17 protein-coding genes are annotated in these 22,356 nt (G+C 38.4%); 1 reads left to right on the top strand and 16 read right to left on the bottom strand.

The genetic code is table 11. The features are described from left to right. Window positions 1-4: 4 nt before the first annotated feature. From PQ456_RS18485 to PQ456_RS18520, 8 genes are all read right to left on the bottom strand, one after another. Window positions 5-343, bottom strand: coding sequence for an STAS domain-containing protein (locus tag PQ456_RS18485; protein ID WP_069325604.1), 339 nt, complete (start codon window positions 341-343; stop codon window positions 5-7). Window positions 344-556: 213 nt separating this feature from the next. Continuing rightward, the gene (locus PQ456_RS18490; RefSeq protein ID WP_273613571.1) at window positions 557-2,227 is read right to left on the bottom strand and encodes a response regulator; all 1,671 of its coding nucleotides are present in this window, start codon (window positions 2,225-2,227) and stop codon (window positions 557-559) included. Window positions 2,228-2,245: 18 nt separating this feature from the next. Further along, window positions 2,246-3,079 carry a CheR family methyltransferase gene (locus tag PQ456_RS18495; RefSeq protein WP_273616357.1) on the bottom strand — a complete coding sequence of 278 codons (834 nt, stop codon included), beginning with the start codon at window positions 3,077-3,079 and terminating at the stop codon, window positions 2,246-2,248. 164 nt (window positions 3,080-3,243) lie between these two features. Continuing rightward, window positions 3,244-6,951: a response regulator gene (locus PQ456_RS18500; RefSeq protein WP_273613572.1), complete on the bottom strand. Its 3,708-nt coding sequence runs from the start codon at window positions 6,949-6,951 to the stop codon at window positions 3,244-3,246. After that, window positions 6,948-8,117: a PP2C family protein-serine/threonine phosphatase gene (locus tag PQ456_RS18505; RefSeq protein WP_273613573.1), complete on the bottom strand. Its 1,170-nt coding sequence runs from the start codon at window positions 8,115-8,117 to the stop codon at window positions 6,948-6,950. The genes PQ456_RS18500 and PQ456_RS18505 overlap by 4 nt, the downstream gene beginning before the upstream one ends. Before the next feature lie 200 nt (window positions 8,118-8,317). After that, window positions 8,318-8,662, bottom strand: a complete 345-nt coding sequence (locus tag PQ456_RS18510; RefSeq protein WP_273616358.1) for a YflT domain-containing protein — start codon at window positions 8,660-8,662, stop codon at window positions 8,318-8,320. Between the two features lie 84 nt (window positions 8,663-8,746). Next, window positions 8,747-9,325 (bottom strand): hypothetical protein, encoded by a 579-nt coding sequence (locus PQ456_RS18515; protein WP_273613574.1) that lies wholly within the window; start codon window positions 9,323-9,325, stop codon window positions 8,747-8,749. Window positions 9,326-9,421: 96 nt separating this feature from the next. Then, window positions 9,422-9,931, bottom strand: coding sequence for a DUF948 domain-containing protein (locus PQ456_RS18520; RefSeq protein WP_273613575.1), 510 nt, complete (start codon window positions 9,929-9,931; stop codon window positions 9,422-9,424). Window positions 9,932-10,264: 333 nt separating this feature from the next. On the opposite strand from PQ456_RS18520, the gene PQ456_RS18525 reads away from it, so the two are divergent. Further along, window positions 10,265-10,429 (top strand): DUF1328 domain-containing protein, encoded by a 165-nt coding sequence (locus tag PQ456_RS18525; RefSeq protein ID WP_083243274.1) that lies wholly within the window; start codon window positions 10,265-10,267, stop codon window positions 10,427-10,429. Window positions 10,430-10,524: 95 nt separating this feature from the next. Here the strand turns inward: PQ456_RS18525 and PQ456_RS18530 are convergent, their stop codons facing one another. The 8 genes from PQ456_RS18530 to PQ456_RS18565 all read right to left on the bottom strand — a co-directional run bounded on the left by PQ456_RS18530 (window position 10,525) and on the right by PQ456_RS18565 (window position 22,317). Beyond that, the gene (locus PQ456_RS18530) at window positions 10,525-11,121 is read right to left on the bottom strand and encodes a hypothetical protein (protein WP_273613576.1); all 597 of its coding nucleotides are present in this window, start codon (window positions 11,119-11,121) and stop codon (window positions 10,525-10,527) included. A 34-nt stretch (window positions 11,122-11,155) separates the two neighbouring features. Beyond that, window positions 11,156-12,031: a cation diffusion facilitator family transporter gene (locus PQ456_RS18535; RefSeq protein ID WP_273613577.1), complete on the bottom strand. Its 876-nt coding sequence runs from the start codon at window positions 12,029-12,031 to the stop codon at window positions 11,156-11,158. 349 nt (window positions 12,032-12,380) lie between these two features. After that, window positions 12,381-14,006, bottom strand: coding sequence for an ABC-F family ATP-binding cassette domain-containing protein (locus PQ456_RS18540; RefSeq protein ID WP_204827114.1), 1,626 nt, complete (start codon window positions 14,004-14,006; stop codon window positions 12,381-12,383). Window positions 14,007-14,329: 323 nt separating this feature from the next. Continuing rightward, on the bottom strand, window positions 14,330-15,334 hold the full coding sequence (locus tag PQ456_RS18545) for an MBL fold metallo-hydrolase (RefSeq protein WP_273613578.1): 1,005 nt from the start codon (window positions 15,332-15,334) through the stop codon (window positions 14,330-14,332). Window positions 15,335-15,461: 127 nt separating this feature from the next. Continuing rightward, a complete protein-coding gene (locus PQ456_RS18550) occupies window positions 15,462-16,238 on the bottom strand; it encodes an ABC transporter ATP-binding protein (protein ID WP_273613579.1) in 777 nt (258 codons plus the stop codon). Beyond that, window positions 16,228-17,292 (bottom strand): FecCD family ABC transporter permease, encoded by a 1,065-nt coding sequence (locus PQ456_RS18555; protein WP_273613580.1) that lies wholly within the window; start codon window positions 17,290-17,292, stop codon window positions 16,228-16,230. Before PQ456_RS18555 ends, PQ456_RS18550 begins: the two co-directional genes overlap by 11 nt. Window positions 17,293-17,316: 24 nt before the next feature. After that, window positions 17,317-18,213 (bottom strand): heme ABC transporter substrate-binding protein IsdE, encoded by an 897-nt coding sequence (gene isdE, locus PQ456_RS18560; RefSeq protein WP_273613581.1) that lies wholly within the window; start codon window positions 18,211-18,213, stop codon window positions 17,317-17,319. Between the two features lie 96 nt (window positions 18,214-18,309). Beyond that, a complete protein-coding gene (locus PQ456_RS18565) occupies window positions 18,310-22,317 on the bottom strand; it encodes an NEAT domain-containing protein (protein WP_273613582.1) in 4,008 nt (1,335 codons plus the stop codon). Between the last annotated feature and the right edge of the window lie 39 nt (window positions 22,318-22,356).

Consider the following 22,356-nt stretch of genomic DNA (forward strand, 5'->3'; position numbering starts at 1 on the left):
TTTCCTATTGGGAATTCTCCTGAGGGACAAAAAACTTAGCAATACCAGTCATTTCAAATAACTTTTGAATCTGTGGAGGAACTTCTTCAACAGTAAAGCTGGCATTCATACCGTGCCGTGCTTTTAGAATAGAAAGTAGAATACCAATACCAGTACTGTCAATATATTTCAGGTCTTTCATATTGATAATTAAATCTTGTTCTGCTTCCCCAACAAGCGGTTCCATAACAAGACGGAATTCCGGAGCAACCGATAAATCCATTTCCCCACTTAAAAATACGGTGCATGCTCTTTCATCCATTTCAGTTACAACATTAAATTTCTCATTTTTATTAGTAGTCATAGACATTCTCCCCTGAACAATGGTTTCTTTACTAATAACCCAACTGCAAAACTTCTGAAACATCCAAAATATAACATAAAAAATAGAGCAATAAAACTACTTTAATTCATTGTCTCAACAAATGTATAAATAAGAAAATAATTCTATCTCTTGTAAGTATACGCTCACTACAGGACATAAACATTATTTTCTTATCAGCGAATCTTATTTTATTTAAAAGACTGTTTTTTTGGTTTCATAATTATGAGGATTGGCAGAGTAATGTTCAAGCATATTTTTAACACTCATTAATTTGACAGGCTTGCTAATATAATCATCCATGCCTGCTGCAAAACAGCGTCCTTTGATGCCTTCCATAACATCAGCAGTCATTGCAATAATAATAGGATTCTCGTCTTTTTGGAGACTTCGAATCATTCTTGTTGCTTCAAGGCCATCAATATTAGGCATTTGAACATCCATAAAAATATAATCGTATTGATGAACGGAAGCCATTCGAATCGCTTCTTCTCCATCATCTGCCATATCCGGATTGTATCCTAGACGATTAAGCATACTTACCATTAATTTCTGATTGATAGGGTGATCATCTACAACAAGAATATTAGGAGCCGATGAATGTCTATTCGACCATAGATGCTCTGCACGCTCTTCTAACAATCCAAGCGTGGGATCCTCCATAACATATTCGCCTGTACAAATCGTAAATACAAATACAGCACCTGAGCCTTCATGAAGCGGTGTATTCTCTAATCGAATATCGCCATCCATCATTTGAACCAAGTTTTTGCAAATAGCTAAGCCAAGACCTGTACCACCATACTTTCTTGTCATCGAAGAATCAAGCTGTGAAAACGGTTGGAATAATTGTTCACGTTTCTCTTCAGCGATGCCAATTCCAGTATCTTTCACTCTAAATTCAAGTTCTAACCGATCTGCTAGTTTATCTTTGATCATGACTTCTAGATAAACTCCGCCTTCATCTGTAAATTTAATAGCATTCGCTGTTAAATTGATCAATACCTGGCGCAAGCGAGCCATATCTCCATACAGATAAGCTGGTACATCTTCTGTTACAGAATACATTAACTCTAGATTTTTTTTGCCAGCATCGACAGAGAACAGACTGAATACTTCTGAAATACAAGCTTCCAGTGAGAAAGGATGTTCTTCCAATTCCATTTTACCGGATTCCATTTTAGTAAAATCAAGAATATCGTTAATCACCATAACCAATGTATCTGCACTGCTTCGAATAATCGAAGCATATTCTTTTTGTTCTTCTTGAAGTTCAGTATCCATCAATAGATCAATCATGCCGATTACACCATTCATCGGTGTACGAATCTCATGACTCATCATTGCCAAAAATTCTGTTTTTGCTTTGGCTGCGATTTCTGCTGCTTCTTTGGCTATCGTTAATTCCTGATTGATTTTTTCCAATTCCAATGTTTTTTGTTGCAATAACATCGATTGCGTTTTATGACGTTTATTGGTCAAATACATACTTACAAATCCTTCAATTTTGGACTTGAGGATCTGTGGAATAAATGGTTTGACCATATAATCAATCGCACCCGCAGAGTAACCTGCGAATAAGTGCTCAGATTCTTTGCTATTTGCAGATATAAAAATGATCGGAATTTCTTTTGTTTTTTCACGCGCTTTGATTAGTTTGGCCGTTTCAATCCCGTCCATCCCTGGCATCTGTACATCGAGTACAATTACAGCAAATTCATCTTTTAGCAAACAGCGTAATGCTTCTTCACCGGATGTTGCTTTAACCAGATTATAACGTTCACTCTCAAGAACGGCTTCCAGAGCGAGCAAGTTTTCAGGTCGATCATCTACTAATAAGATATGAATCGGTTCATGAAACCTCATGGAATCCCCCTACAATCTCTAATTAATTTTGCGATATACTTTCTCTACGCGATCCAATAATTCATAACTATCACTGTATTCTGTAAATTGCATCGATTCTTTGGAGCCCAGTACTAATATGCCAAAACGACTCAAGCTCTCGTTGAATAATCCGTGAACTTGATCACGTAATTCATCATTAAAATAAATCATAACATTGCGGCAAAGAATAACATTAAATTCGTTAAATGAACGATCTGTTGCTAGATTATGCTCAGCAAAGATCATATTTTTTCGTAAAAACGGTTGAAAGATTACAGAACTATATTTCGCTGTATAATATTCAGAAAACGAACGCTTCCCGCCCGCTTCTAGATAATTTTTAGTGTAAAGTTGCATACGTTCTATTCCAAATACACCTTCACGCGCTTGTTGCAAAGAACGGTTATTCATATCCGTCGCATAAATTCTTGCTTTATCTAACAAACCCTCTTCATGCAATAAGATTGCCATTGAATAGACTTCTTCTCCTGTAGAACATCCAGCATGCCAGATCCGAATATAAGGATACGTCCGTAATAAAGGAACGACTTTCTCACGAAACATACGAAAAAGAGAAGGGTCACGAAACATTTCAGTGACCGGTATCGATAAATTCTGTACTAAGCGTTCAAAACAAGCACGATCATGCAGTACTTTTTCTTGAAGTGCTGAGATAGATTTAAGATTCTCTGCATGCACATGATGCCAGATTCGTCTGGTTAAAGAAGCTCTGGCATAGTTGCGAAAATCGTAACCATATAGACGATGAACTCCATCCATAAGCAAATCAACTTCGATATTTTCGCGTTCTGCCAGATTATTGACAATCATTTCATCCGCTTGGGGCGGTTCGGATTTGATTGGTAATTGGTCACGTTCTGTCTGTGTCATTATATTCAGCCCCGATTCAATATTTCTTGTATATTTTTCAAGTGTAAAATGTCTGTGAAAGATATAAAACTTCAGTATTACTATCCATTACCCAAATTATTCACTTACGAATACAACCATACACGCATTAATGATAAAAGTTGGTCCGTTTGAATCGGTTTTTTCACATAATCGGAAGCCCCGGCTTCAATACATTTCGCTCGATCATCTTTCATCGCTTTCGCGGTCAGTGCAATAATTGGTAATTTCTCATAAGCTGGAATTTGGCGAATAATACGCATCGCTTCGTATCCATCCATTTCTGGCATCATCATATCCATCAATACCAGATCAAAATCATCCTGCTGTAAAAGCTCGATCGCTTCCCGTCCATTTTCAGCAAATGTAACATCCATCCGATATCCTTCTAACACACTGGATAAAGCAAATACATTACGTACATCATCATCGACTAACAAAATGCGTTTGCCTTCAAACAATGTTTCTTTATTATGCAGCTTTTGTAAAATACGACGCTTATCTTCTGGTAAATCAGCTTCAACACGATGTAAGAACAACGTGGTCTCATCCAACAAACGTTCTGGAGATTTCACATCTTTAATAATAATAGACTCTGCATATTTGCGTAATTGTGTTTCTTCTTTATTATCGAGTTCTTTACCTGTATAAATAATAATCGGTAGATCACTCAATTGTTGATCATCACGAATACGATCTAATAATTCGAAGCCTGTCATATCTGTAAGCATCAGATCCAGCACCATACAATCATAACGCTTGCTTCGTAGTTCATTAAGAGCTTCTACACCTGTAGATACAGCAGTGATCGCAACATCATCATGTCCTATCAATTCAATAATCGATTTACGTTGATTTTCATCATCTTCGACAATTAATAGTTGTTTGAGACTTTGATCTGTATAAGATTCCAAATGAGAGAATGCTTGTTCAAGCGATTCTTTGCTTGATGGCTTTTTGAGATAGGCAATCGCTCCCATCATTAATCCTTGCTTCACATCATCGACGACAGAGATTACATGAACAGGAATATGACGTGTATGAGCATTACTTTTCAGTTCACTCAAAATTGACCAACCATCCATAATAGGTAGCTGAATATCAAGAATAATCGCATCTGGAATATACGTTTTGGCCATATGCATACCTGTATCACCTTGCATAGCGACTAAAGCTTTAAATCCGCGACCACGAGCCATTTCTAATAAGATTTTAGCAAAATTCACATCATCTTCGATAATCAAAATAACTTTATCGTTTTTACTCAAACGATCTCGATCATCTGCTAATGGTTGTGGAATAATCATTTGTTCTTCATTCGTGCTATTTTTGCTAGGTGTTAATGAACCTGGTGAATTGCGAAGCAATTGCTCTGTAAAGTCAGCTGGCGTATATACATCACGATTCGCTGTATTTGTATCCGATTCTTCTGCTTGTGTTACCTGCTCATCGGTCAGTGCATCTTGTCTTGGCAAATAAAGTGTAAAGGCACTGCCTTTATTTTCTTCCGATTCCAGTCCGATTCCCCCACCAAGTAGACGGGATAATTCACGACTGATCGATAATCCTAATCCTGTACCACCATACTTACGACTGGTTGTACCATCTACCTGTTGGAAAGCTTCAAAAATAATATCTTGTTTATCTGCTGGAATACCAATACCACTGTCTTTTACTGTAATAGCTATATAATCATGCTTGCGATTCAGATAAGAAGGTACTTGTTCCGCAGCAGGAATTTTAATATTGACATCAATATGACCTTTATCTGTAAATTTGAACGCATTCGATAACATATTACGCAACACTTGCTTCACTCGATGATCATCCGTCACTACAGCTTCTGGAACGTTATCATCAATATTGATATTTAGATCTATTCCTTTTTGGATAGCCACCGGAGCAAAGTTCATATTTACAAATGTTTCGATCGCTTTCATCGGTACAGCCTCTAGATTGATATCCATTTTACCTGCATCCACTTTAGACAAGTCTAAAATTTCATCAATCATTTTTAGTAGATCTGCTCCGGACATATAGATCGTGCTTGCATACTCTACCTGTTTCTCGGTCAAATTACCGCCTTTGTTCTCTGTAAGCAATTGAGAAAGAATCAATAAACTGTTGAGCGGAGTACGTAATTCATGAGACATATTAGCAAGGAATTCTGATTTGTATTTACTGCTTATTGATAATTGTTGTGCTTGTTGTTCTAATCGGTGACGACTTTGTTCGATCTCTTGATTCTGCTCTTCCACTTGTTGTACTTGTTCTTGCAATTCACGTGTCTTCGCAATTAATTCCGTGTTGAAATGTTCCAACTCTTCTTGTTGACGTTGTAGCAAATCTTCAGAACGCTTCAACTCTTCTGTTTGTTCTTCCAGATTTTCGTTGGTGCGTTTTAGTTCTTCTTGTTGCATTTGCAATTCTTCAGACTGACTTTGCAATTCTTCAGTCATTGCTTGCGATTCACGTAATAACTCTTCGATATGCAATCGACGATTAATATTATTCAAAATCACGCCTAAATTATGGCATAACAGCGCAAGTAATTGTTTTTGTAACTCTGTAAATGTGCCTAAAGAAGCTAATTCAATAACACCTAACAATTCATCATCAAATAAAATCGGGTAGATCATAATACTTTGAGGTGGGTTCTGTCCTGTTGCTGAATGAACAGAAACATAATTATCAGGTACATGATCTAACATGATAGGGTGTTGATCAGAAGCACATTGTCCTGCAAGACCTTCTCCCAACATCAAAGTAGGCTTCGCTTGTAATGTACCTTCCCCTGCATAAGATGCTTGCAAAGCAAGTTCATTAGGGTTGTTAATCTTACGTACATAAAGTGCACCAAAATGTGCGCCCAATGTCGGAGAAAATTCATTGATAAATGTCTGTGCACTCTGCTCTAATGTGCTAACGCCACGTAATAACTCTGTAATGCGTGCACTGTTCGAGTTGAGCCATGATTGATCTTGTTGTGCTTTTTGATAACGATGCTCTGCTTCTCGTTGCTGTTCCAGATCAGTTGCCATCTCTTGAAACACACGAGCTACATCGCCAATCTCGTCTTTGGATTGAACTTTAATTCGGCTGATCGCCCGTAAGCGCCCTTCCGAAAAACCGTTGATCATTAAGGAAACTGTCCCCAGCCCTTTACTAATACTTGGAATAATCCATAACATAATCAGTAGACTCAACAAAATGCCACCTAACATCACAAAGGTGGTTGTTTGAATAGAGTTCTGATATGCTTGGTTCGCATTTTTTATTTCTTGATCGATTGCAAGGTCTTGATAATCTGCTAATGCGTTCGCTAGAGCGCCCAAATTATTCTGAGCAGCTAGCCCTGTGCCGGTACGGTAATTGTTAGCTTGAGCAATCTGATTATCTTCTAATAGATTCAATACTTGATCGCCATAGGCATCAAAGTCTGTCCAAGCATCAGCGACTTCATTAACCATTTGCTTTTCTTCTAACGTTTGAGCACTCTTTTGTAATAAATCTACATTTTTTTGAGCATCATCACTTAACTTCTGTACAGTAGCACGACTTTCGGATACCGATTCTGATGAAGCGCTTAGCAATTGATTCGCTAATGCTTTGGCAATACTATTCATATCCCCGCGCAAGCTTGTAGAATATCTTACTTTTAAATACCGATCTTGATACACTTTATCTAACTGTGCATTCATGTAATTCATTCGATCATAACTGATAAAAGCCAGCGTCATCATTGTCAAAATGATAACGCTGAATCCTATAACCAGCTTCGTTCTAATTTTCATCCAAGCTCCGCCCCTTCAGCCAAAGAAATCCATACTAAGCATTTATCATCATCACGTTCTTGTGAAGATATCTCGTCAAAAAATACTTTTTCAATCTGTTGTTTATTGATGTGATGACTGGATTTCAATTCATTGATCAAGAATTCTAATTGTACATCTTGATCACCTTCAACCATTTCCAGCAAACCATCGGTATAAAGGACAAGGTGAGCAGCGCCTTCATATGAAAAGCTTTTCGGTTCTGCTTCAATACGATCAAATAATCCAACCGGGAATGTAGTGGTAGATAATTTGGTAATCTCTCCATTGTCATGGAAAAATAGTCCTGGTGGATGACCCGCATTTACATAATCTACCCGTTTGTATTTGGTATCGACAACAAGATAAATAGCGGTAAAGTAGTATTGCACCAGTTGATTTTCGATATGCAATTGATTAAAGCGTCGATTCAGCTCCTGGATTACTTTTTCTGGTTCTACATAAGTCGTTACTGTATCTTTCAATACAGAAGCGATAAACATACAGAATAAAGAAGAAGAAATACCATGTCCCATCATATCTAACAAAATAACTCCATATCGTCCTTCGCCTAACGGATACCATGCATACAGATCTCCTGCTAGTTCAAATGAAGGCTTATAAAGTGCTTCAATTTGAATATTGGTTTCTTGAATAGGTACACTTAATACAGCATGCTGTACCTGACTTGCTAATTTCAATTCATCTTGAATATGTTGATCACGCTCTTTGTGCCAATCTTTTTCATGTTTTAAACGTAACGCAAGGCGTATTCTTGCTAATAGTTCCACTTTGTTAATCGGTTTGGTCACATAATCGACTGCCCCTGCATCCAAAGCTTCAGCTAACTTTTTAGAATCCCCGACAGCGGTAACCATAATAATTGGAATATCACGTAGTTCATCATGTTGTTGTACTATCCGACAAGCTTCAATTCCATCCATTTCAGGCATCATCATATCTAGCAATACTAGATCCACTTTGTTCATCTTCGGTACATTAACTACACCTGAATCTTCAATCCCTAAATATCCAAACATTTCACGTGCAGAAGAAGAAGTCGTTATATTTGTATATTTTTCTCGCTTAAGAATTTCACGAATAATAATCACATTAGTAGGGTTATCATCAACTATTAATATATGCATAATTTCTCCTTGTCGCCTTATTTCAGCTTTTTTAGACGTATACTGATTGATATACATTACCAAATGCAGTTTCTATTATAGATCAAATACCTCTTTTGTCCAAAAAGAAGCTGTATCAAAACTCGTCAAAAAACCTTCAATTCTACTAAAAAGTAAAATTGAAGGTAGACGATTCACTGTTATATTTTGATACAACTTCTTTATGATTTACGATTGGCAATGACAAGTACTTTGCCCAAATCGAGTTCACTTTCATAGAAATCAGCCTCTTCTTTCGTAAAGCCCATAGATGTAATTTTGGAGCGCAATTCGTCTCCCCGTGAACGGAAAAAGTTAGCTACAGAATCGAACATTCCTTCTTCTTTCACGCCAACTTCTTTGGCATTAGCTGTTTCTGCAATTTTTTCAGTACGGTCTTTTTGATGTGCAAGTACATAAATCTCTTCAACGCTATATCCTGTATTACGCAGGTTTTTAGCTTCTTCGACTGCTTGTACACCATTTTCGACTACTTTAGCATAAGCTTTGGAATCTGTTGAACTCATCATTCTCCACTCTCCTCTATATACTTATGATTGAATAGTATTAACCTTACTTATCATGGAATGAAACATTTAAATGATAGGCTGTTATTCTGAAGTTGCATCAAATATGTCTACGCTACGAATAGCGCCTGTGCTGGAATCATAAAACACTTTTAGAGCAGATATACCATTGGTATAACCTTCTCCATCTTCTGCTGAAAAATCTGGAGTACCTAGTTCTTGTCTGATCTCGGCTTTGTCTATCGTTAATGTCCGACCATCTAGTGTAAATCTGCCTGCTTGTTTGGGCACACTGATATAGGTAATCCATTGATCTTGAAAACCAACACTTACATCTTTGTATTGATATTCTTGATCTCCTAACTCGTTGGTCACAATATTCATCGGTTTCCCTTTGATCCGTAGAACATCTTCTCTGGTATCTGCCAAAGAAATTCCATTCAAACGGCTATATTGTTCATCATAAACAGAGTCAGTCGTTGAATACACCGCAGTCGAAGCTGTTAACTTAGGTGTCGCTACTTCAGTATAAGATACTGGTGTTGCTTCATAATCAGCAGTTTGTACAGCTGTAACAGCTTGTACTGGAGTAGCAGCGGATACTTGAGCAGAACCGGAGTAAGGGGACAATATGCCAGCAAGTAACATCATGAAAGTAATCATCGTCTCACCCTTTCTTACGGTATAAACTCTCAATACAATATACGTTGTTATCGGTTATACCTTTGGTTAATGATCTTAAAAATGTACAAATTCCTTTTATTTACGATATCTTTGCCATACTGTAGCCGCTGTATCTACCCATTTCATCCAGTTGGTAGCTTTACTGTGGCTATATGTAGCTGAGTACGATTGCAATGTACGTTGTTGAGGTGTAGAAGCAGTCGCTTGATTGCTTACGCCTGTTTTTGTAGAAGCAACCGGTTTTGGTTTACTTTCACCAATATGTTTTACTTTTTCAATAACACGTGTCGACAAATCTTTAGAAGACAATGTCACTTCGTTTAAGATTTCGCCCAAGTTTTTTACAGTTTCCATTAAAGGATCAACCTGTTTTAGTTTGTGTTCAACATCCACTGTAATATCATTCACGTTACGGATCGTTTGTTTCACTTCATACGTTAACTCTTCGATCGTTTTTTGTACGTCTACCAAAGTAGAAGATACATTGTCTAAAGATTTTGCTGCGGATTGAAGCACTTTAATTAGGAAAATAACAAGTGCTACAAATGCTAATGCGATAACGGCTACACTAATCTCAATAATCATGGCATTCCCTCTCTTTTCTTCACAATATGATTTGGTGTTACTACATTTCTCTAGTAGAAAATGTATCTGTCAACATTTCAAGATGTTACTCAATAACTACCCTTCAGTTTTGTCACCGAAACATGATGGCGTTATGAGCATCAAGATACGCTTGCTTAAACAATGTAAATTGTTTCAAGCTAAACTTTGTCGGTTAAGATACAACTACCAACGACATCATAACATTGAGTCATCGTAGATTACACATACATATCTACTCAATAGAAGTCGTTTTACGATTATTTCAATCGTTATTTAATTATACTTAATATTGAAAAGGAATGGTGATTACTTATGTTGAAATGGTCTGTTATCCTACTAATCATTGCATTAGTAGCTGGTATCTTCGGATTCTTCGGAATTGTTGAAGCTGCTGCTTCTATTGCTAAAGTATTATTCTTTATCTTCTTAGTATTGTTCGTGATCAGCTTGTTTACAGGCAGAAAACGTAGTTTCTAACAAAGCACCAATCGGTTAGAAATGACTATAATACACCAAAAAACGCTTATCTCTTGAAGAGATAAGCGTTTTTGTTATGTAAGTACCCGTTATCATTATCGCAATAACAATCGGGGTAGACTCATCAAATTGAGCTTGAATGATACTTGAATATGATCTTGTTCAAATTCCATCTGGCTTACATTTGCTATAGCAGGGAAATATTTAGTTAACGATATTCGAATAGGAGAAATCAGTGCCCCTTGCACATTTCCATGACGAACATGAGTCGCTTGATGATCCAAAATCAAAAAATTATCTTCTCGTCTAATATGAAAATCAAGTATTGCTCCAAAAGGAATACCAAAATATGTTCCTGTTAGATCAGCTTTGACCGTATCATGATCCAGAGTGAATTGCGCTCCGGTCATTTTCAGACCGACCGGAAATTCATCTTCACGATCTATCAATTCCTTTTTGGCTAATTGATTAAATTCATCTTGAGAAATAGTCGTCTGTAACTTTTTGGTCTCGATCATTGCTAAAATTTTGGATGTTGTATCTACATCTGTATAGTTCAAATTAAGCTGGCGTTCAGGCGCTGCTGCCCAATATAATGTAACTGCTCCTGCAATCCCTATTACCAAAATGATGCTGATTATCCAAATGATCCACAAACGAATACGCCGAGTGGTAGAACGTGTACCGGACATGTAAGCTACCCCTTTATACAATATAATGTACTGTTTATTTGATCGTTTTTGGTTCTACATGTACATGAACATATCGGATATTATGAACTAATTCCATTTTGGCTTCAATCTCATCCGTAATATCATGACTTTCGATAATCGTTAAATCCGGCTGTACCTCGATCACTACATCCAACAACGTCTGACTTCCATTCACACGAGCTTTGATATCTTTGATATGCTCAACTCCATCAATCGATTCGATCGTTTGACGCAGTCCAGGTAATTCTTTTTCGTCGAATCCATCGGTTAAACGATGCATTGATTCACTTAGAATTTCCCATGCAGTTTTGCAAATAATTAATCCGACAGCAAGAGCGGCTACAATATCTAACCACGGCATACCAAATTGAGAACCGATAATCCCCACTGCTGCTCCTATACTTACCATCGCATCAGATAGATTGTCTTTAGCCGCCGCTTTGAGCGCTTGACTGCCTGTTTGTCTTGAAAGCTTAATATTATAGCGATATACGAAATACATCACTACAGCGCATAGTACAGCTACACCTGCTGTCCATAAAGCCGGAGATTCTTCCCGTCCTGCGAACAGGGATTGTACACCATCTACGAGCACCTGTATGCCTACCATCGCCATAATAAAAGAAGCAATTAATGCGGCAACCGTCTCTGCGCGGAAATGTCCATACGCATGATCAGAATCAGGCGGTTTTCTCGAAATTTTCAACCCGATTAGCACAGCTAATGAAGCTACAATATCTGTTAAGTTGTTAAGCCCATCGGCTTTGAGTGCACTTGATAAAAAAAGATAACCAATAACTAATTTGAAAGCAGACAATACCAGATAGCTAATAATGCTAACCCATGCTCCGCGTTCCCCTGCCTTAATATTTTGATATACATCAACCATTTTGTTCCCCCTGCTATAAATTAAGCATTCAAAAATGCTGAGATTATCTTTTTTAAATATCCTGCGTACATATACGTCTGTAGAGCTTGTTTATCTTATCAAACGAATACATAGTGGGTCTAGAGAAACGTTTTAGGTTAGGTCAAACGTTGTGAGACCAAGCAAATGTTGTATGACAGACGAAATCTTGTAACGACTATACAACATTTTTGCCCATAGGAAAAATGAGCCGAATTTTTCTATGTAGATCGCTATCTTCTACACAAAAAAATCCTTCTCTGAGCGCAAATAAAAAACGGCTCTCCGTAAAGAGCCGCTGTTTCACTCTAATCTTATCCTTTTGCTATCCTTATACTTGTACAGGGTACATCCGTTCACGCATTTCTTTAACTTCTTTGTTTTCCAAGTATTCATCATAGCTCATCATACGATCGATCAGACCTGTTGGTGTGATTTCGATAATACGGTTTGCAATCGTTTGGATAAACTGATGGTCATGAGACGTTAGAATAATCGTACCATCAAAATCAGTTAAACCGTTATTGAGTGCTGTGATAGATTCCAAGTCCAAGTGATTGGTAGGTTCGTCTAGTAGCAATACGTTACCGCCCATCAACATCATACGGGACAACATACAACGTACTTTTTCTCCTCCAGATAGAACGTTCGCTTTTTTCAGCGCTTCGTCACCAGAGAACAACATACGTCCTAAGAAACCACGTAGGAATGATTCGTCTGGATCTTTGGAATACTGACGTAACCAGTCTACTAATGTATCTTCTACGCCATCAAAGTAAGCCGAGTTATCATTCGGGAAATAAGCTTGAGACGTGGTAATTCCCCATTGGAATGTACCTGCATCCGGTTCAATCTCACCCATCAACAATTGGAATAACGTTGTTTTTGGTAATCCATTTGGACCAACCAAAGCAATTTTATCACCTTTGTTGACTGTGAATGTTAAGTTGTCGATTACTTTTTCGCCATCGATAGATTTCGTCAAACCATCTACTAACAATAACTGTTTACCTGCTTCGCGTTCACCTTTGAAGTTGATAAATGGATATTTACGGTTCGAAGGACGAATATCATCAAGCGTAATTTTGTCGAGCATTTTTTTACGAGAAGTCGCTTGTTTGGACTTGGACTTGTTCGCACTAAAACGCAAGATAAAGGCTTGTAGTTCTTTGACTTTGTCTTCTTTTTTCTTATTCTGTTCACGACCCAATTGTAGAGCAAGTTGACTGGATTCGTACCAGAAATCATAGTTACCCACATACATTTGGATTTTACCAAAGTCGATATCGGCAATATGCGTACATACGGTATTCAAGAAGTGACGATCATGGCTGACTACGATAACTGTACCATCATAATCGGCTAAGAAATTTTCTAACCAGTGAATCGAATCGATATCCAAATGGTTGGTAGGCTCATCCAGTAACAGGATATTCGGATGACCGAACAATGCTTGCGCCAGCAATACGCGAACTTTCTCGTTACCGCCAAGCTCTTTCATTAATTTGGATTGCATATCGGTTTTGATATCCAGACCGTTTAGCATTTCTGCTGCTTCGGATTCTGCTTCCCAACCGTTCATTTCAGCGAATTCAGCTTCCAATTCGCCTGCACGCATACCATCTTCATCTGTAAAATCAGCTTTGGCATACAATGCATCTTTTTCTTTCATAATATCGTACAGACGCTTGTGACCCATCATAACAGTCTCTAGCACCGGAAATTCATCATATTCAGATTGGTTCTGTTTCAAAATAGCTAAACGTTCGCCCGGTGTAATATGGACTTCACCTTGGTTAGGCTCGATTTCACCAGAAAGAATTTTTAAAAATGTAGATTTACCTGCACCATTCGCACCGATTAGACCATAGCAGTTACCCGGTGTGAACTTGATATTAACATCTTCAAAAAGCGCGCGCTTACCATAGCGAAGCGTGACACCTGTTGTATTGATCATGTATTCATTACCATCCTTATCGTTAGTGAAGTATTTGTTGTAGACGTGTTGACCTCTATGAAAATAAGCATCGCTGTTTTCATAAAATTGCCGATGGCAATAGTATACCACACAACACCATCTAATCGAACAGCAGTATTGAGGAAACTGGAAAAAATGTGCTGGAATATTTGAAGTGAGTTGCTCAGTTAAAATATCACTTGATATATCACGATCATCCAGCAAAGCAAAAAACCGTTTAACTTCAACTCAGTTAAACGGCGAAATATACAATATTTATTGCTATCTTATCAATACATGTATTCTTTCTACATCTTATCTATTTATAGCTTAGACTGAGCATTACCATGCACAATTAGAGTCTCGCCATGAGCCAGTACACGAATACGTTCTTCAGCGATCTCCAGACGTTGTCGTTCTGCTTCTAATCGATCTAATGCTTCGCGGGCAGTATCGTCAGCCAGACGGAATGTACCGTAATGCATCGGTATCATCGTCTCAGCTTGTACATCGCAAAAAGCACGAATTGCTTCTTCTGGTGTCGTATGTTGAGAGCTCATAAACCATTCAGGTTCATAGGCTCCTATCGGCATCAATGTAATATGAATCTTGTAGCGTTTACCAATTTCAGTGAACCCCGGGAAATAACCGCTATCTCCAGCAAAATAGATCGTTGGTGGCACTTTCTCTTCAATAGAATGATGAGTAGGATGTTCCGCCTGCTCTGAACTCACAGGATGATGCACAGGTTCTATAATATACCCGCCCCAGTGTGATGTATTGGTATCTAACAATGTACGCCGACTCCAGTGCTGAGTGGGTACAAACGTAATATTGATCTCGCCTACTTTAAACGTTTCCCACCACTGCATTTCATGACAACGTGCAAATCCTTTACGCTTCATTTTGGCTTTGAGCCCTTGTGGAACGATAATCAGTGTAGAACTGCGGTAAAGCTGGCGAATCGAACTAATATGCATATGATCGTAATGAGCATGTGAAAGTAAAATAATATCGATTGGAGGAACATCTACAATCGGAATTCCGGGCTGTCCTATTCTTTTTTGAAAGCCCATTCGACTTGCCCATACAGGATCAGTAACGATATTCAATCCTTCGTATTGTATAAAAAAGGTAGAATGCCCTACCCATGTAATCGAAGCATCTTCACGATTATGATGTAAATAATCCATCTCAGGTGGATGATTAGGCACTACATAGGAATAGTCTTTATTTTTGAGTCGTCGTTCTTCACGCCATTGCCGTAGCTGTTTGAGTGTCTTATCGGTACTGACATTATCCATATTGTTATAGCGAATCTTCGGCATGTGCTACTCACTCTCCTCAGTGCTTTTCTTTTTCCACTATTACCCTATTTTCAAAAAAGCGTATCAAGCTACACTTCGTCAATCCTAGATTCAATAGACAAAAAAGCACTACTTACAAGCGATATTATTACTGCCCTATCCCTATCGGAATTAGATGCAGACCTGCTTCAAGATCGCGTCTAACAAGCACTTCGACTCCATAAATATCACGAATAAGATCGGTAGTGATCATATCTGTTGGCAATCCACTGGCGACAATCGAACCTGCTTTCATTGCAATCAGATGATGGCTGTACCGAATCGCTTGATTGATATCATGTAATACCATCACAATCGTCAGTTGATGTTGTTCATTGAGATCGTGAATCAATTCCATAATTTCTAATTGATAATACATATCCAAATAGGTCGTTGGTTCATCGAGAAAAAGAATCGGTGTTCGCTGTGCAAGTGCCATAGCAATCCAGACCCGTTGCTGTTCGCCACCAGATAATTGATCAAGTGTACTGAACCTTTTACTTTGTAAATTCGTACAGTCTAGCGCCCACTCGATCGCTTGTTCATCTTCTTCTTGAGAACTGCTAAATAATGTACGGTGTGGTAATCGACCGAAGCTAACTAACTTTTCGATCGTAAGATCTGCCGGTGCTTCATTTTGCTGATGCACTACAGCTAATTTGCGTGCTAATTCTTTGGGTTTGTACTGAGCAACTTGCTTGCCATCCAGTATCACTTGCCCGAGACGGGGTACAGCATTGTTCGACATCACATGCAGTAATGTAGACTTGCCACATCCATTAGGCCCAATAATCGTAGTGATTTTACCCTGCTGAATCTGAGCATTCACTTGATGTAGTCGATCAATACGACGATCATACGAAAAAGTAATATCGTTAACGTCCATAGATACGGTCACTCCTTGTAATGAGGAAAATCAGAAAAGGGCCGCCAATGACGGCCATAATAATCGAAGCTGGAATTTCATTAGGAGCCAGTACGGTTCGACCTAGTGTATCTGCTAGCAGTAATAATAAGGCTCCTGCCACTGCTGAAAAAGGAATCAACCATTTATGATCTGATCCTACAAGTTGCCTTGCAATATGAGGAATCAATAGTCCGATAAATACAATCACTCCGGCAATAGCTGTTGCTGTCGCCGCCAAAATAACAGCAATCACTGAAATGATAAGCCGTGCACGAGTCACATGCAGACCTAAGTTTTTGGCTGTTTTTTCTTGTAACGCTAGAAAGTTACACCATGAGTAAACAAGCATTGCTAGAATCAGCCCGAGTCCACCATACATCAAAATAATCTCAACATCGACCCACTTTTTCATCGCTAATGTAGAGGTTGTCACCTGATTAATACTGGTGACTGCATAACTTCCCCGATAATTAAATGATTGCCCCAGCCCTGAAAAGATCGCATTAACCGCTACACCGATTAATATTAAGCGAATCGGATGCAGTCCAGATTTCCATGAAAATCCATACACCATTAGACATGCCAGCGCACCGCCAAAAAACGAAAACAAAGGCATCCAGAAATATAACGTTGGAAATACAGTCACAGCAATCAAAGACACCAAAGCCGCTCCAGAAGATATTCCGATCACACCAGAATCGGCTAACGGATTCTTCATCACAGCTTGTAGCAAAACCCCTGCTACTGCCAGTGCCGCTCCTGCCATCATCGCTACAATAATGCGAGGCAGACGCAAATCTCGAACTACATTGACCTGATTATCAGTACCTGTCCATAGACCTTGTACTAATTGCCATGCCCCTACTTTAAGACTACCGGTCATTGCTGAAAATAAAACAACATCGATCAGTAGTAAACATACGACAATAAAGCTCCATAGTCGTTTGCGGTTTTGACGAGAATACACAGGTTGGTGAGATACATTATATTCAGTTTCTTGTTGCGCATATTCAGTAGATGGTTTAGTTATCATTAATAACATCCTTCATATGATCGATTAGGAGGAAGCGTACATCATTTTCAATAATTCATCAAAAGCTTGTGGAGCAGAAAGACTTGCAGTCGTGCCAAATAATGGTTCAGGCAGATCATACACTTGCCCTGTTTTAACTGCATTAAAATGCTTCCAGATATCATTACTTTTGAAATCTTCGTCAAACATCTTCACGACTTCTTCTGGCATACCATGAGCAGCACGCAAAATAATGTCTGGATTAGACTTTTGCAGATATTCAGTATTTGAAGCTAAATATTCTACACTTTCTCCTTGTACAATATTGGTTCCGCCTGCAATTTTGACTAGATCACCAATATACGAATGTTCGGTAGCTACTAAATAACTGCCCGGTACGCCGAGAAGAATTAATACTTTAGGTGATTTTTTGCCTGCGGTTGCCTTTTTTATTGCGGCTACTTTGGCATCTAGCTGACCTGTAATTTCTTTAGCTTTAGCTACGCGATCAAATTTGGTTCCCATTTTCAAAATTTCATTTTCCATTTTTTGCAGACTTTCAAAATTTAAAAATTCAGCATTCATATTTAAATCTTTGAATTTGGGTTCAAGATCATATTGAAGCGTAGTTACAGACAATACATCTGTCGGTTGTAGAGATAATACTTTTTCCATATCAGGGCTCATCGGGTTACCGACATCTGGAATATCTTTATATTGTTCAGGTAATGTTTTGGTACTGGTTGGTTTACCGACTAAAGGAAGATCTAACGCAGACATAATTTCGGTAATGGCTACAGTGGTAGCGACAATTCGTGCAGATGAAGCTGAATCGGTTGCAGATGGATTAGCGGATGTAGATTGTTCTGCTCTAGCACCTGTTGAACACCCGGCTAATACAAGAACAATGACCAACAACCATGCTGTATATTTTACATTCACTGATTTCCCCTCTTTCTATCGATTGTCCCTTACATGCCTACAAGTCCTGGCACAATCGCACCAAGACTCAAAGACATGATCATTAGATTGATCGAGTTACTGCTCTTTTTTGCTTGCTAGATCAAACTGGAATTGTACGGTGTACCAGTGATCATAAGCGACACCGCCGATAACTAATCCAGGCACAATCACATGGGTGTATGCACTGATTTTTTGAGATAAATCACCTACTTCAAATTGCACTACACGCTGATCGCCTGATGTTGAGATCACTTCAACATCTTGCAAAGTACCGTTTTGCTTCACTTGCAATACCGGCATCCAGCTACTTTTATCCAGTGTAATTTGAGCAAATGTTTTACCGTCTTTTTCGATTAAGGTCGCTTTTTTGTTTACATAGTCATTCATCACTGATAGTTCGTTACTTTGATCTTTGTATACTTTATAAGCAATCGTGTATTTTTGTTCTGTTGTAGCTTGTGGTTCTGTTACTTCTGTTGTCGGATGGCTTGGTGTTGATACTGTTGGTTGTGTGTCTTGAGCAGGTGCTGTTACTGTTTCTTCGATTCCATTTGCTTTGAGTGTATTGCGATCAAATATAATTTGTCCGCCCATTTTCTCATTGTTCATATAACGATCTGGAATAGACACTTGACTGAAAATACTTAGCTTTTGATCCAGATTAGGCACTTCAAACGTAATCGTACGAGCGTTGTCTGTTGCTGTATTTGCCACAATCGTTGGATCGGTATATTTCCCTTCGAAATCAGTCTGGAATGTAGGTACAACCTGACTATTTTTGATCGTAATCGTGGCATAGACTTTGCCATTTTTCGCTGTCAGTTGAGCCGTCTGATCTACATAATCAGCCAGTACAGAATCTTGTTCACTACCATTTTGTAAAATGCGATATTGAGCGGTATACTCACCATCTTCGATGGTATTGGTTCCTTTTTCTACTGTTGTGGTCGTCTCGGTTGTATCTTTGGTGACTTTGGCAGTATCAAATTTAAATTCAAAATCATAGACTGTCTCGTTCTTATTGTCACTATCTGTCGGAGTACTCGCTATACTCACTCCACTGCTTGTGACTAATTGCGCAGCAATATTCTTTTTAAAATCAGCTACACTGAAACGTACTGTTTTGGTGTTGGCTTGCTCATCGGTTGCTGTTACTTCTGCATCTGTATAGACTCCATTATTGCTAACACGTAATGCTTTTACTTCTTTGGCATCTTGAAGAGTTACGATCACATACCGTTGATCTCCTTCAACCACGAATTGAGCAGGTTCATCTTTAGATAGAAAACGTTGCACAGGAGACACTGCATCTGAAGATGAATTAGGTACAAGAACCTGGAAAGGCATTTTGTACTTACCATTGCTTAATTTATCGTAATCCAATGGAATAACTGGCGTAGATGTGGTGGATGCTTTTGGTTCTTCATACGGTCCTAGCGGGCCAAATTTGAAATCAACATTGTACGTATGATCATAAGTGACTCCACCAATTTCAAGTCCGGGTACAACAACATGTGTATTAACAACGATCGTCTCTGACAAGTCTTTCACTGCAAATTGAACTATACGTTGATTACCACTTGCCGAAATGACTTGCGCATCACTTCCGCCTACTTTAAATGTTTTGATCCAATCGCTTTCTTTTAAAGTGATTTGCACATATAGCTTACCTGAACGTTTGATGACGGTTGCTGGATGTAATACATATCCATTCATCACCGATACGTCTTTTTCTTTAAATTTATAAGCTACAAAGTTAGCACTATATTTTCCGTCTGCCACTTCACTCGGATTCGTAGGTACTGTTGGTGTAGTTGGCTCTTCTGGCGTAGTAGGAATCACTGTCATCTTATCTAGATCGAATTGAAGACGAATAGCATAATCAGCTTCATATACAGAGCCTGCATATGCTGTTTTGATATGCACTTGAGCATTTAGTGGACGGCTCGGATCAGTCACAGGGAATGTAACGATTCTTGTGTTGTTGATCTTATCTTCGCTAACGATTTGAGTATCTGTAAGCGTACCTTTTTGTTCTGTTTTAAAAGCCGTAATTACTGAACTATCTTTAATCACTTTTAGCGTAGCTTGATAGTTACCATCGACTGCGGTCAATGTCACTTTGGAATCGAAATAACTACCCATTGTCGATACCGCATCTGATGTTGATTTTAACGTAGACATCGGAATACTATACGTTCCATTGTCCAGTGCTACAGGTGTAGGCACTGTTGGTATTGTCGGTTCTGGTAATTGCGTACTGTCGAATTTGAATTGAACCGTATAGTAATGATCATAATCAGGTGTAACTTCGGGTGGAACCACTACATGTGTATAAGCATTTAAAACAGGATTCGTTTTGGATAAATGTTCTGCTTCAAATTGAATGACTCTCGTATTTTTTGCTACATCCGTCGAAATAATAGTCACATCGGTATAATTTTTCCCACCGTTGCCGTCGACTTGTAATGACTTGATCCAAGCACTATTTTTAAGTGTAAGTTGGATATACTTTTTCTCATCTTTAATAATGAATGTAGCTGGTTTTTCTACATAGTCATCCATGACTGATATTTCGCTACTATTGTTTTTGAATACTTGATAATTAATTGGAGTCGTTTGATCTGGAACAGGCAGGACTACTGGGCCAATACTGTTTGTATCCCATTTAAAACGAATTGGATAATCAGCTTCATACACTGAACCTGCATATGCTGTTTTGATATGCACTTGGGCTTTGACTATCGATTCTAGATTAGCGATCGGGAATGTAACGACTCGCGTGTTCGCTGTGGAGTCTGTACTGACGATACTCGTCTCGGTCAATGCTCCATTGTATTCTGTTTGAAAAGAAGTAATCACTGAACTATCTTTGATAATATTCATTATGACTTGGTACTTACCATCTTTAGCTACTAGTGTTGCTGGATTACCAAAATAGGCAGCCATTGACGAAGGATCATCTGTTTTTTCTTTTAATGTCGCAACCTTGAGACTATACTGCCCATCGGGTAACGATAATGGAATCGAAGCTTTGTCAAAATTAAATTGAACCGTATACCATTGATCATAGGCTCCCATATTTGGAATCGTACCTGCTGGCATTACAACATGCACTTTGGCATTAATAACCGGATTCGTTTGGGATAATGAATCAGCTTCAAACTGCACTAGACGTGTATTGGCTGTTTCGTTTGCAGAGATCAATCCTACATCCGTATAGGTTCCATCTTTATCGATATCTGTCTGTAATGCTTTGATCCAACTGCTCTGATTCAATGTCAGTTGAATATACTTTTTGGTTCCATTGGTGATTAATGTAGCTGGCTTTTGCAAATAGCTATCCATCATCGATGTTTCATTTGTTCCATCTTTTAATACTGTATATACAATAGAAGTTTCCGTTCCTGTCGCAGGTTCAACTGGGATAACAGGCGGTGTTTTGTCTATAACTTTCAAAGTGGAAGGATCAAGTGTTAACCGTTCATTATAAGAAGATCCGTTAAATGTATAAGCAATATTGATTTCTTTGGACATGTCATATACATCAAAAGCAACTGTCCCTTTAGTCGTACTTCCATCATCTAAAGTTACTTTGGCATCTTGAGTCTGATCGTTCTCAGTAGCTTTGAATTGGGTAAATAAATAGGCATTTTCGCTTGCAAATAAGAAATGATATTGACCATCTTTGATAATCATTTGTCCTGGAGTCTTCGCATTGGAAGGATATTTAAATATATTAGAAGCAACTACTTTTCCAGAAGCATTCGTGCGCGTCACTTGGTAAGCAATAGTGTATTCACCGTCTGCATAAGTGTCATATGTAGCGGTAGTGACTGAATTTTGACTCGATTGTACTGTAAATAATGGCTTTTCTGTAGCAGGGGTTGTTGCCGGACTTGTTGCTTCAGACGTTGCGCCTGAAGAAGAATACGTATCGTCAGTTACACTTGATCCTGAAGTACTGCTTGATGAAGGGCTTGTCTCTTCTGCAAAAACAGCCGATAACGTCGGAGATACCAACGATAACATCATCAAAAATACAGTACATACGATCAAATAAGTTCTAAATTGCCTTTTCAAAGTTCATAATCCCCCTGTTAATAAAATAGACTTCTCTAG

The sequence above is a fragment of the Paenibacillus kyungheensis genome (assembly GCF_028606985.1).
In the GTDB taxonomy this organism is placed as follows: domain Bacteria; phylum Bacillota; class Bacilli; order Paenibacillales; family Paenibacillaceae; genus Saccharibacillus; species Saccharibacillus kyungheensis.